Origin of the sequence: uncultured Methylophaga sp. (assembly GCF_947259025.1) — a bacterium.
In the GTDB taxonomy this organism is placed as follows: Bacteria; Pseudomonadota; Gammaproteobacteria; order Nitrosococcales; family Methylophagaceae; genus Methylophaga.
In genome coordinates, this window is sequence record NZ_CAMYKO010000005.1 from 798,735 (window position 1) to 811,446 (window position 12,712).

The 12,712-nt window shown below is 52.9% G+C and carries 13 protein-coding genes; 2 read left to right on the plus strand and 11 right to left on the minus strand.

All coding sequences use genetic code 11. The features are described 5' to 3' along the window. Positions 1 to 289: 289 nt before the first annotated feature. On the minus strand, positions 290 to 496 hold the full coding sequence (locus Q0X64_RS09825; RefSeq protein ID WP_297812055.1) for a (2Fe-2S)-binding protein: 207 nt from the start codon (positions 494 to 496) through the stop codon (positions 290 to 292). Positions 497 to 647: 151 nt separating this feature from the next. On the opposite strand from Q0X64_RS09825, the gene Q0X64_RS09830 reads away from it, so the two are divergent. After that, a complete protein-coding gene (locus Q0X64_RS09830; protein WP_297812058.1) occupies positions 648 to 1,346 on the plus strand; it encodes a response regulator transcription factor in 699 nt (232 codons plus the stop codon). A 30-nt stretch (positions 1,347 to 1,376) separates the two neighbouring features. On the opposite strand, the gene Q0X64_RS09835 is transcribed toward Q0X64_RS09830, so the two are convergent. Genes Q0X64_RS09835 through Q0X64_RS09870 form a run of 8 tightly spaced genes read right to left on the minus strand, consistent with a single transcriptional unit; the run spans position 1,377 to position 9,196 of the window. Beyond that, positions 1,377 to 2,672, minus strand: coding sequence for a HAMP domain-containing sensor histidine kinase (locus Q0X64_RS09835; protein WP_297812060.1), 1,296 nt, complete (start codon positions 2,670 to 2,672; stop codon positions 1,377 to 1,379). Further along, the gene (locus Q0X64_RS09840) at positions 2,672 to 3,709 is read right to left on the minus strand and encodes a cyclopropane-fatty-acyl-phospholipid synthase family protein (protein ID WP_297812063.1); all 1,038 of its coding nucleotides are present in this window, start codon (positions 3,707 to 3,709) and stop codon (positions 2,672 to 2,674) included. The genes Q0X64_RS09835 and Q0X64_RS09840 overlap by 1 nt, the downstream gene beginning before the upstream one ends. Continuing rightward, complete coding sequence (locus tag Q0X64_RS09845; protein ID WP_297812066.1) at positions 3,696 to 4,466, minus strand: DUF1295 domain-containing protein; 771 nt, start codon at positions 4,464 to 4,466, stop codon at positions 3,696 to 3,698. The genes Q0X64_RS09840 and Q0X64_RS09845 overlap by 14 nt, the downstream gene beginning before the upstream one ends. Beyond that, positions 4,453 to 4,986, minus strand: a complete 534-nt coding sequence (locus tag Q0X64_RS09850) for a DUF2878 domain-containing protein (RefSeq protein ID WP_297812069.1) — start codon at positions 4,984 to 4,986, stop codon at positions 4,453 to 4,455. Before Q0X64_RS09850 ends, Q0X64_RS09845 begins: the two co-directional genes overlap by 14 nt. Further along, positions 4,979 to 6,244, minus strand: a complete 1,266-nt coding sequence (locus Q0X64_RS09855; RefSeq protein ID WP_297812072.1) for a cyclopropane-fatty-acyl-phospholipid synthase family protein — start codon at positions 6,242 to 6,244, stop codon at positions 4,979 to 4,981. The genes Q0X64_RS09850 and Q0X64_RS09855 overlap by 8 nt, the downstream gene beginning before the upstream one ends. After that, a complete protein-coding gene (locus tag Q0X64_RS09860; RefSeq protein ID WP_297812075.1) occupies positions 6,241 to 7,029 on the minus strand; it encodes a DUF1365 domain-containing protein in 789 nt (262 codons plus the stop codon). The genes Q0X64_RS09855 and Q0X64_RS09860 overlap by 4 nt, the downstream gene beginning before the upstream one ends. After that, entirely contained in the window at positions 7,026 to 8,276 is a 1,251-nt protein-coding gene (locus tag Q0X64_RS09865) for an FAD-dependent oxidoreductase (protein WP_297812079.1), read from the minus strand. Before Q0X64_RS09865 ends, Q0X64_RS09860 begins: the two co-directional genes overlap by 4 nt. Then, on the minus strand, positions 8,273 to 9,196 hold the full coding sequence (locus Q0X64_RS09870; RefSeq protein ID WP_297812082.1) for an acyl-CoA desaturase: 924 nt from the start codon (positions 9,194 to 9,196) through the stop codon (positions 8,273 to 8,275). Before Q0X64_RS09870 ends, Q0X64_RS09865 begins: the two co-directional genes overlap by 4 nt. Positions 9,197 to 9,369: 173 nt before the next feature. Here Q0X64_RS09870 and Q0X64_RS09875 point away from each other — a divergent pair, with 173 nt between their 5' ends. Further along, positions 9,370 to 9,903 (plus strand): chalcone isomerase family protein, encoded by a 534-nt coding sequence (locus Q0X64_RS09875; protein WP_297812085.1) that lies wholly within the window; start codon positions 9,370 to 9,372, stop codon positions 9,901 to 9,903. Here the strand turns inward: Q0X64_RS09875 and Q0X64_RS09880 are convergent. Together Q0X64_RS09880 and Q0X64_RS09885 are read right to left on the minus strand one after the other, a co-directional pair. Further along, complete coding sequence (locus Q0X64_RS09880; RefSeq protein WP_297812088.1) at positions 9,900 to 11,267, minus strand: amino acid carrier protein; 1,368 nt, start codon at positions 11,265 to 11,267, stop codon at positions 9,900 to 9,902. The genes Q0X64_RS09875 and Q0X64_RS09880 overlap by 4 nt on opposite strands. Before the next feature lie 6 nt (positions 11,268 to 11,273). After that, the gene (locus Q0X64_RS09885; protein WP_297812091.1) at positions 11,274 to 12,692 is read right to left on the minus strand and encodes a sodium/proline symporter; all 1,419 of its coding nucleotides are present in this window, start codon (positions 12,690 to 12,692) and stop codon (positions 11,274 to 11,276) included. Positions 12,693 to 12,712 lie beyond the last annotated feature (20 nt).

The following is a 12,712-nucleotide window of genomic DNA, read 5'->3' on the forward strand; positions in this document are numbered from 1 at the left end:
TGCTAGAGATTATCGGTCATTTTTATAAAATGTCAAAGCTAAGTCATTGATTTTTAAATAGAATAGAAACAATTCTCATCTAGATTGGAAGTATTTGCAGTCGTTTGCTGAAGTCCGGTGCTGAGAGTGATGATTGTTAACTCAGAATTAGCTTGTAAAAGAGCGATTTACAAAGACAGGTTGATAACGGGGTGAACAGCCATGAAATGGCGTATGATTGGATAGAGGATTGATGCTGCGCTGCCGGCATTTTCTGTCGGATCAGAGAAAAACGGCTTTTGCGCAAATATCAAGGGTAAATGGCTTCAGCCAAGTACTCTGATTGCAGTGTTTCGGACTGCCTGTCCTGCAGGATACGATTGACCTTGAACTGGCACTTGCCACAGCACGCCGCGGCACCGGTGTCTTCACGGATTTTGTCAACACAACTCGCTCCGGCATCAATAGATGAGTGGATTGCGTCAGTGTTCACATTGTTACAGATACAAACGATCATGTTCGGTCCGCGTTAATCAATCTTGTTATTAATGATAATGATTGTTATTTATTTCGTCAACAAAAATTAACACTATGTTTTGCTATTTTTCACATGACTGTCACACAGCGCGCGGCTATGCTTGGCAGAATTATTTTCCGGGAGTCGCTTAATGAAAATGAATCCAGCCACCGTACTCATCGTCGAAGATCATCAGGATCTTGCTGCCAATATCGGTGATTTCCTGGAGGCCGGAGGCATGACCGTCGATTTCGCTGCTGATGGCATGACAGCGCTGCAACTCTGCAGTCAGCACAACTACGATGCGCTGGTGCTGGATATCATGATGCCCGGTATTGACGGTTTTGAGGTCTGTCAGCGCGTTCGCGAAGAGTTGCAGCAGGATATGCCCATCATCATGCTGACTGCCCGCGATACCCTGGACGATAAGCTCAGTGGCTTCGCTCAAGGCAGTGATGACTACCTGGTGAAACCCTTCGAGATGAAAGAGCTGGAAGCCCGGCTAGTCTCACATATCCGCCGTCACCGTGGCGAACTCGACAGCAAATCGCTGCAGGTGGCCGATATTGTATTCGAACCCAAAACCATGCGGGTTTTACGCGGCGGAGAAGTTATCCGGCTGTCACCTATCATGTTACAAATCCTGCGCATTCTGATGCGCGAATCGCCCAAACTGGTGACCCGCGAAAAGCTGGAGGCTGAAATCTGGGGCGAAGATACCCCCGACAGTGACACTTTACGCAGTCATCTCTACAACCTGCGTAAGTTGATTGATAAACCCTTCCAGCAGAACCTGCTGCATACCATTCCCGGCATTGGCTACAAACTGTGCGAGGAAAAAGACCTTTAGCGAAAGCTAAAGTGGTCCAGCGCAATCAGCTTACGATTTATCCAACTGCGCCTTGGGAAAATAGACACTGATTTCAGTGCCGCTACCCAATTCGCTGGCAACGGTTAAATGCCAGTTATAGCGGTTGCAAAGCCGTTTGACGATGGTCATGCCCAGGCCATAGCCATTGCTGCCCTTTTCCACCTGGTAAAAGGGCTGGAAGACCTGTTTGACCTGCTCTTCATCCATGCCTACCCCGCTGTCCTTAACGGCAAAGCCCTGGTCCCAGATCCTGATGGAAATCGTGCCTTTTGGCGTGTAATTAAAGGCATTACGCAGCAAATTACCAATAAGAATCTGCAGTACCCTCGCCGGCGCTTGCAGCACCAGTTCTGAGTCTTCTTCAATCTGTACCGCAATCGCCTTGTCCTGGAACAGCAGGCGCAGAGTCTCCACTTCCTCAGAGAGCAGCTGATTGACGATTACCCGGCTGCTGGGCAGGGTATCTTCCTCCTCACGCGCCAGTAACAACAGGGTTTCTATCAGTGCTTCCATATCGTAAAGCGTGCGGTAGATACGGCGGATGGTTTTATCTTCTTCCACCTGGTAGCGGCGTTCCAGCAGTTCCATGGCACTCCGCAGCACAGCGATTGGCGTTCGCAGCTCGTGACTGGCATCACGGGTGAATAAGCGCTCGCGGTCGATAAACAGTTCCAGCCGATGGGTGAACTGATCCAGTGCTTTAACCAGACTAGTGACTTCTTCATCCGGAATTTGGCGCAGTTCACTGAGATCCAGGTCCGGCAGGCTGCCCTCGCGAATCTCGGCTTCTTCCACCGCTGTAGCCAGCTTGACGATAGGTGACACAGCTTTGTGCGACTGGCGGTAGGCAATCCAGGCCAGCAAATAGAGCGTCACCAGCACCGCAGCCAGCGGCAAAATACCGAACACCAGGGCCAGCCGCGATACCTTGACCTCATCGAATACCAGAAACAACCTCTGGTCGCCCTGATCTTCGACATAAACCAGCGGTTCTTCTCCTGCCAGTTGTGTGCGCTGCAAACCCGGCTGCAAATCACGCAAGGCTTCAGGCACTGCCGACATATCGTTACCGGTAGCGAGATAGGCGATCAGGTTCATGGTGTTGGGCAAGGGAAAGTCAGGCTGTTGCTGACGTAATTGCCAGAAATGCTGGGCTTCTCCCTGCAAAGCTTCTCTGACCAAAACATCTTCCACCGTGGTTTTGGCGGCGTAAATCCCGGCAATGGTGACCAGACTGATCAGCACCACCTGGATCAGAAAAACTTTTATCAGTTTGGCACGCAGGTTGGTTCTGGGTTTGGCCATTAATCCATCGCTTTTTTGCTGAACAGGTAGTGGCCTACCAGCCACTCAGTTCCATCACGGTAACCAAATAACTCAGCACAGGCCATAAAGAACAGCCGCCAGCGCTGCCACCATATTTTGCCCTGACCGGTGCCGTAGACCTCTTCAAACAGCTCGATAATCTCATGCTGGTGTTGATCGCTGTTATCCAGCCAGGCTTCAGCCGTGCGCTGATAATGCTTGCCATTGACCAGCCATTGCTGCTCAATCTGTAGCTGTTGCTGAAAATGCAACAGCGTGTCGGCAGAAGGCATCAGGCCGCCGGTGAAGAAATAGCGCCCCATCCAGTTATCTTCGCCTTCTGTTTCAAAGGGATACACCACGCTGCGATGACAGAAAATATGCACAAACAGCTTGCCGTCTTTTCTCAGCCATTGGCTAATTTTGTCGAACAGTTGCTGATAGTTACGCATATGCTCAAACATTTCCACCGACACAATGCGATCAAACTGTTCATCCAGGGCCAGCTCATTAACATCACAGGTGATCACGCGGACATTGCTCAGGCCGCGCTCCAACAAGGTTTTTTCGATATGACGTCGCTGTGAGTGCGAATTGGAGACGGCCGTGATCTTGGCATAAGGCAGTTGTTCAGCCATGTGCAGGGTCAGCGAGCCCCAGCCACAACCCAGCTCCAGGATCTGCTGGCCGTTTTGCAGTTCGGCCCGCTGCAGGTATAGATCCAGCATTGCCCGTTCTGCGTCATCCAGGGTCAGGCAATCGCGGTTCCAGAAACAGCCACTGTATTTTAGATGTTTGCCCAAAACACGCTGATAAAAGGCGGCAGGCACTTCATAGTGCTGTTCATTGGCGGCATTGGTTTCGATAGCGATTGGACTGCTACGCAGCATTTCAATACAGGCGTGCTTGCGCAGACTGGCCTGTTCCGGGTCATAAGCCATTTCATCCTGTAGTCGCTTTTTCAATAACTGCCTGATGCCCAGGCGCACCACAGGATCTGGCAAGATTTTTTTCTCGGCAAAATCAATCAACCGCATGTTTTTTTCTCCACGGTATAAAGGCACTGGTTGTTTGCTGATAGCGACGATAAGCTTCCCCGCGACTGCGGATTGCCTGCTGCTCGGTGTAGGGAATGCCGGTAATAAAATAGAGAAAAGCCAGCATCACCAGCGGTGCCAGCCACAGCCAGTTACCACCGGCCATGCCCAACGCCATCAGCGGATAGCAAAACCAGTGCAGCCATTCGAAAAAGTAATTAGGGTGGCGCGAGTAATACCACAGGCCCCGTTCACAGACTTTACCCTTGTTGGCAGGATTGGCACGAAACTGTTGTAACTGCCGGTCGGCAATCGTCACCCCCGATATGCTCACCAGCGCCAGCACAAGGGCTGAAAGCACAGCAAGCGGGCTGAAACTGTCAGCCTGGCTCAGCCACCAGACCGGTAGGGTAAACATCAGCGCCAGCAGCGCCTGGAACTGGAAGAAGAAAAAATGATTGCGATGGGCCTTTTCACCCCAGTATTCACGCAGGTATCGATAACGCCCGTCTTCCTCTTCACTAAACACGCGGCCGCTGAGATGCCAGAACAATCTGAGATACCACAAACTCATCAAACCGCCCGCGACTAGTCGTATCCAGATATCGCCTTCAGCCAGCACGGCATAATAGACCGGTAAAAATGTCATCAGGCCGGCCCACAGCACATCGACCACACCGGCGTTGTCTGTTTTGCCTTCGTAAATCCAGCCCAGCCACATCACGACGGCAGCAATCAACCAACTACACCAGAGCATGTTTCCCCTCCTCTTCCTGACGCTGCCAGACCCGCGCCAGGGCCATCAGCATCGGCACCATCAAAGCCCAGCTCAGAGATAGCGCGAGTGTGGCACTGCCCGGTTGCAGCAAAGTCACGGCGCCCAGTTTACTGCCGGCCAGATAAGACAATGGCGCTGCAAACAGGGTGCAGAACACCACCAGTTTGGTTCTTTGCTGTAACCAGCTCAGGGAGTGCGTCAGCGTCAACATAAAATTAATCCACAGACAGCCAATCCACAGGGGGGCCAGCCCCGCCTGCGTTGCCTGCTGATAATCAATCAAACCCAGGTTGAGCCAGATGGTGTCGAGCATCATGCCTGCTAACAGGCCCAGCCCCACCAGCTTGCTGTCAGTCAGCCGCCAGCGGCTGAAATAGAGCTGTAGCAGCATAAAAGTCAGCGTCGCCAGGTAAGCCAGCGGCAGCATATCGGCTGCTGCCGCCAGAATCACGCAGAACCAGACTGCCTGGAAAGCCACAAAGTTAAAAACATTAGCCATCTGATGGCACCCACTGCGGCCGGCGATTGGCCGCTTTGCTGAACAATAAATGCACATCACTGATGCTGCGTTCGATAAAGCCTCCCTCGCAGTAGCACAGATAAAACTGCCACATGCGGATAAAACGTTCGTCGTAACCTAAGGTCCTGACCTGCTCAAGCTGAGACATAAAGCGCTCACGCCAGGTTTTGAGTGTCGTGGCATAACTGGGGCCAATATCTTCCAGACTGGTCAGTTTCAGCTCGGCTGAAGCCGCAGCATTGACCAGTACACTGACACAGGGAATAAAGCTGCCCGGGAAAATAAAGCGCTTGATAAAGTCGACCGATTTCAGCGCTTGCTGATAACGGTGATCTTCCAGGGTAATAGCCTGAATCACCGCCAAGCCGTCCGGTTTCAAAAGCTCGCTACAGCGGCGGAAATAATCATCAATAAAGTGATGGCCCACCGCTTCCACCATTTCTATCGAGATCAGCTTGTCGTACTGGCCCTGCAGGTCGCGGTAATCTTCCAGCAGCAGCGTCACTTTGTCTTCCAGGCCCAGTTCAGCAACTCTCGCACGTGCGTAATCATACTGCTGACGGGAAATCGTGGTCGTGGTGACCCTACAGCCGTAGTGGAGCGCGGCAAAAATAGCGCAGCCGCCCCAGCCGGTGCCGATCTCCAGCAAGTGGTCTTCAGGCTGTAAATCCAGTTTGTCGCAAAGGCGGCTCAACTTATTGAATTGCGCTTTTTCCAGGCTTTCCTCGGGGTGGTAATACAGGGCCGAGGAATACATCATGTGCTCACGGTCGAGAAAGGTCTCGAACAGGTCATTGCCCAGATCATAATGCGCGGCAATATTGCGGCGACTGCCGCTACGTGTGTTACGTCGCAGCCAGTGCATGCCCTGCAGCATAAAACCACCCAGCCGTGCCAAGCCCTTTTCCATGCCGTCCAGCAGGTCACGGTTTCTAACCAATAATCTCACCAGAGCCGTGAGATCATCGCATTGCCATTCGCCGTCCATGTAGGATTCAGCAGCGCCGACAGAACCGCCCAGCACCACCGACTCGAAAAAACGCCCCTGTTCTACCATCAGGTTGACTGTCAACGGATGATCTTTATCACCGAACAGTATCATCTCCTGTCCAGGCATATGCAGCTTGAGACAGCCCTGTTTGAGTGCCTTGAGCTGTTTTATCAGCAGTTGCTGACACTGACGCTGGAACCAGCTCAGCGCCAACGGGCTATTGTCACTGGTGATAGGCATATTCATGTTTTGTCCTCACACTGCTTGTTCTGCTGACCGCTTTGTTTACCGGTGCTGCCCGGATGGCCGAAAAAAGGAATACGCTTGAGCCAGAGACGCAATGCCTGCCAGTAAATCCGTATCAAAACGCGCAAAGTCTGTAACGGAAACTGCCATGGCAGGCGGTTCATATTCGCCGCACTGAGCGGCTCTGCCTGCATCAACATATCGGCACTGAACTGTAAAAGCCTGTCACGGTATAGCTGCATCGAGACCTGCAACTGCTGCGCTGTCACCTGAAACTGCCAGTCATAGCCCATATCCATGGGCATAAACGGCGAGATATGAAACTGTTTATCAAAACGGGCACGCACGCTGCCATCTGACTCTGCCTTGAGCACATAACAGTGGCGCTGGTTCCAGGGCGTGTTATTGATATCAGCCAGCACGTATTCAAGTTCACCCGTGTCATTGATACAAAAATAAAAACTGACCGGGTTAAAAATCAGCCCGAGATAACGCGGATGAGTAAGCAGGAAGACTTTGCCATTGAACGTCTGCCCTGTTTGCTCAAAGATGACATCGGCCACCCGGTTTTTCAGATCCGAGTTATCACGGCCCAGATAATCGCGCCGGTAAAAGCTCATCAGGTTGAAGCGCTCCAGCGACCACCATTTGCTCAATGCGATGGTCGATTCCAGCTGATCGAGGTCAAACAACACCATCGCCAGTGGATATTGAAACTGATGCGGACGCGGCTGAAAGCGCTGATGATTGACCTTGCCACGCAAAAGAGACGGTGTCAGTTTCATTGGCTTATCCCACTGAACTGCTCAACGACCCTGAGCGCACTGTTCACACCGTCTTCGTGAAAGCCCCAGCCCCAATAGGCACCGCAGTAATATGTGTGCTGATGGCCGGAAATCGTCTCCCAGTTCTGCTGGGCCTGTAATGTTTGTTCACTGAATACCGGGTGGGCATAGTGCCTTTCGGCAAAAACCTTGTTGGCATCAACCCGATCGCGGCTGTTCAAAGACACGATCAATTCCACCGGCGCATTCAAACGCTGCAGCGTGTTCATGTGATAAGACACGGTACAGCGCTGTTCCAGGGCACTGCTGATATGCACATTCCAGCTGGCCCAGGCATCGGGATTTTTCGGCAAGACTGACTCATCGGCATGCAGTTGCATTAAATTCTGTTGATACTCGATGCCGCCCAGCACGGCAGATTCCTGAGCACTGGGGTCAGAGAGTAACTTCAAGGCCTGATCTGAATGACAGGCCATCACCACCGCATCAAATGGCCACTGTTCGCCGTCCACCGTCAGGCTGACGCCGTTATAGACGCGCCGCACGGATTCAACCGGGGTATTCACTAACACTTTGCCGGGAAAACGCTCGAGCAGTTTATCCACGTACTGACGCGAACCGCCTTTAACCACCCGCCATTCCGGCCGACCGGCCAATGACAGCATTTTGTGGTTGGCCATAAACGCCACCAGGAAACGTGCCGGCATATGCAGCAGCTGTTTGCCTGGCCCAGACCAAAGGGCGCAGGCCATCGGAATCAGGTGATCATGAATAAAAATATCGCTGTAGTGATTGGCTTTCAGATAGTCCGACAGGGTCTGTTTATTATCTTTATCATCCAGCAATGCCGGTGCCTGGCGGTAAAAGCGCAGCAGATCCGCAAGCATTCGATAAAAGCGTGGGTTAAAAAAATTGCGGCGCTGGCAGAATAGTTTATTGAGACTGGTGGCGTTGTACTCAAGCCCTGTCTCGGCATTGTGCACACTGAAACTCATTTCTGTCGGACGTGACTCAACCTCTAACTCTGCGAGTAGCTGGCAGAAATTCGGGTAGTTATGCCGGTTGAATACGATAAAACCACTGTCCACTGACCAGGGTTTGCCGAGAATCTCCAATGTATGGGTGTCGGTATGGCCGCCGATGTAGTCATTGGCCTCGAACAGCGTGACCTCGGTGCCTGCCTGCTTGGCCAGATACCAGGCAGCACTGAGACCGGAAATACCGGCACCAATGACTGCCACCTTCATGATACTGCTCCGTCACGGATATGATTTCTGTCGCGTTTGGCGCGGGGAATGGTTCGCAAATCCCAGACCAGCCCCACTTTACTCATCGCCAGCAGTAGGTAATAACTGATATCAATCTCCCACCAGTAAAACCCCTGACGGGCTGAAGCGGCATGATAGTGATGATTGTTGTGCCAGCCCTCGCCCAGAGTCAGCAAGGCCAGCCAGAAATTATTACGGCTGTCATCTTTAATGGCATAGCGTTGTTTGCCCATGCGATGGGCCAGCGAGTTAATCAGCAAAGTGGCGTGAATCAACACTACGGTGGAGATAAAATAGCCCCACACCAGCAACTGCCAGCCGCTGGTACCCAGCCCAGGCCAACTGGCTGCCAGCCATTCGCCGATAAAGAACAGGCTCACGGCCAGTAATACCGGCACGGCAATATCGAAACGATCCAGCCAGCGTAGCTCGGGATAGCGCGTCAGTTCGGGAACCAGTGCATAATCGGCGCGGAAGTGTTTACGGCTCAGAAACCAGCCCATGTGGCTCCACAGGAAGCCTTGCCGCGGCGAGTGAGGATCGCCATTCTCATCGGCATGACGGTGGTGCTGCCGGTGATGCGCCGCCCACCATAAAGGACCGCGCTGGGTGGCGCTGGCGCCTATCACTGCAAACACCGCTTGTAGCCAGCGTGAGGTTTTAAAAGACTTGTGCGCGAAAAAGCGATGGTAGAAAGCGGTGATGGCAAACATGCGCAGCCAATAGAGTGATAAAGCAGCCAACACAGCAACCCAGGACACACCGACCCAAATCACCGCAAAGCAACTTACATGGAGAAAGATAAAGGGGATAATTCGAAGCCAATCAACGCCTGCTTGCTCACTATTACCTTGTTGAGCCTGCAGACTGCTGTCGAACCATGATCGTATTGTTCGCATAACCACTCTCGAGCCGATACGCTCAGGCTAGAGTCGAAAATGTGAATTTGACGTGAAAGCAGGCACCATGCGGCTTCACCTTTATTTCACGGTCTGAGGAGACACTACTCAAAACACACAAAATCCTTTTTTCAGCCATGTCTTTATCGGACAGATATTGTCCAGGAGATCCCATGAAACGACTAGTAACGCTGCTGTTGGCACTGATTTTAACGCCAGCGGCGCTGGCTCAACCCTTTCCCCAGCAGCTTGATACTGACAGTGAAACACTGAGCAAATGCAATCAGACCGAAGTCACGGCCATGCTGGTTGTTGATGTTGCCGAGGCTGCGCTGTTCAGTGCTGACTGCTCAATATTGCCCAAGCTGGCAGACGAGTTGCAACTGTCATTTATATACCAGCGTGGTTTTGCCGCCGAGGATTTCATAGAAGCTGCCGATACCCTGCTCAGGCGCAACCTGAGTGACAGCGAATATCAGCAAATACAAGCTGACCTGGAACAGTTCAATCAGTCCTATCAGAGCGTGGTTGAAGGTGATCGCTATGATATCCGCCTCACCGCCAAAGGCCTAAGCCTGCTGAAAAACGGTGAAGTCATCAGCCAGCATCCATCGCAGACCCTGGGCAGACACTATTTTGCTATCTGGTTTGGCGATAAACCGTTCAACAATAAAATGAAACAGGCCTTGCTCAGCAATGCCGGCTAATCGGTGCGTGACCTTTTGAAATAAATGCTGGCCGCCCTGTTAACCTTGGGCGCCAGCAACAATGCGGCGGTCATGGTTGGTATCGCCATCAGTGCATACATGGAATCCACCAGACTGATCACCATTTTCAGAGAAGCCACCGAACCCAGTACCACCAGCACGACATAAATCCAGATATAGCGATGCTGATACTCGGCACCGATCAGAAAACCCAGGCATTTGCTGCCGTAATACCAGAAAGTCAGCACGGTGCTCATACTGAGCAGGCTAACCACCACAGCCAGCATAATACCGCTGCCATAGGGAAATAACTGTTTAAACGCCTCGGCAGTGAGGGTCACACCGTTATGGTCACCCTGTTGCCAGACACCGCTGATAATAATGACCAGGGCCGTGCAGGTGCAGACAATCAAGGTATCAATCACCGGCCCCAGCATCGCCACCATGCCCTCACGGATCGGCTCGCGGGTCTGTGCTGCACCGTGTGCCATGGCTTCAGTACCGATGCCGGCCTCATTGGAAAAGGCCGCACGCTGGATACCGGTCACAATCACCGTACCCAAGACCCCGCCAGCCACAGCATGACCGCTGAAAGCATCAGTGTTGATCAGCAGGATCGCGGCCGGTACCTGCTCAATATGGGTGAGCAGCACAACGGCTGTCAGCAGCAGATAAGCCACAACCATGGTTGGCACCAGCAAAGCCGTGACTCTGGCCAGCCTCGGCAACCTGCCAATCCCCACCAGCAACACCAATGCGGCCAGAATCAGGCCCAGAATCAAGTCAAAACTGAAGTGGGCGTCAGCACTGGTGATCCCGGCAGGCACGGCGATCATGTCGCGAATCACCTGCACCAGTTGATTGATCTGAAAAATGGGCATGGTGCCCAGCAGTCCGGCAATAGCAAAAAAATAAGCCAGTGGACGCCAGCGTCTGCCCAGCCCCTCGCGAATCACATACATCGGGCCACCCTGCCAGTCGCCGTTGGAATCACGCCCCCGGTACATCACTGCCAGCGAACAGGTATAAAACTTGGTGGCAATGCCCACCCAGGCGCTGATCCACATCCAGAACACGGCGCCCGGACCGCCTACTGCAATAGCAATCGCGACGCCGGACACATTGCCCATGCCCAGCGTGCCGGATAAGGCCGTGCTTAAAGCCTGAAAATGTGAAAGCTGGCCAGGATCGTCTTGATCCTTTTTGCGGAATAAAAGGCCAACACTTTGCCCCAGATAACGGTAAGGCAAAAGCCGTGAATAAAGCAGGAAAAACAGGCCGCCTCCCACCAGCAGAAACACCAGTGGCAGCCCCCATAAAAACGCGGCTAGCTGCTGCAGGTATTGCTCCAGGGCCTCAAGCATCAGGGCTTAACTTAGGCTGACAGCCTTTGCCTGGCGCTGTTGCCACCACAACACAGACATCAGCACGACCAGGCCACTGATGATCCCTGGCAAGCCTTCATAGACGGCATTGTGCCAGCCGGCAAAGCGCCAACCCAAGGCGATAGAGAGCCCTACCAAAATGGCTACGATACTCAGTCTGTGACCCGGCCTATAACCGAGCGACAACACCATCAGTAATGGCGCAAAAGCACTGGCCAGCCCGGACCAGGCAAAAATCACCAGGCTGAAAACACTTTCGGAGCTGGTCAAAGCCCATAACAGCGCAATAAAGACAATAATCACGGTGGCGATTTTCAGGATCAGGGTGTTTTCGATTTCATGCGGTAATAAATCGTGGGTGACCGCCGCCGAACAGTTCAACACCAGCGAGTCGGCAGTCGACATAGTGGCGGCGAATATCCCGGCCAGGACCAGACCGACGAAGACCGGTGGTAACAATTCCATTGCCATCGTCGGCAATGCCAGCTCGGCATCAAACGCCGAGGGATCTCCCAGATAGACTCTCGAGAGCATCCCTACACCGGTTGCCATAAAGTAAAAGGAGATAAACCAGAAGTAGTACCAGACCCGCGCTCGAACCATCTTACCGCTTTTACTGAGCGCCATAAAACGCACCATCACATGCGGCTGACCGACAACGGAAAAGCCGGCAAACATCCAGCCCAGCGCGAACATCACACCGCCGGCGAGGCCCGGAAAGATCAAGTCTTCGGGAAACAGGTTCAGGAAGCCCTCGACTTCACTCATCTGCTGAACGGCACCGCCGATACCACCCAGCGACAGCGTTGCGACCACCAGCATCACCGACATCGCCACAATCATCACCACAGATTGCGCAGCATCAGTCCAGATTGAAGCACGGATGCCTCCAGCGAAGCAGTAGGCGGTCACCATCACAGCGCCCATAATGGCACCAGCGTAGTGCGGCCAGTCCAGCAACACCTGCAGCGCTTTACTGCCTGCCACTAACTGGGCACCGGCATAAGCCATCAGGAAGATCAGCGAAATCAGTGCAATCAATCGTTGCAGTTTGATATCACCCTGGCCGAACCAGTTACTCAGTACACCCGCGTAACTCGCCTCTCCGGTTTCCTGGGTGGCGGTGCGCAGACGTGAGTGAATAAAGGTAGAGGCCAGAAAGTCACCCAGAATCCAGGCCACCATCAACCACACCGCGGCGAGGCCGGTGGCATAGGTATAACCAATGACGCCAATAAACATATAGCCGCTGTTATTAGTAGCGACGGCCGACAAGCCGACCAGACTGGGCGGGATATCGCCACTGGCCAGGTAGTAATCTTTCTTGGTGCCCCGACTGTACAGCACTGAACTGACACCGATAGCAACAAAAACGGCAAGAAAACCAAGAAAGCTCCAGACCATGGTGATGTCCTTTTATGTTT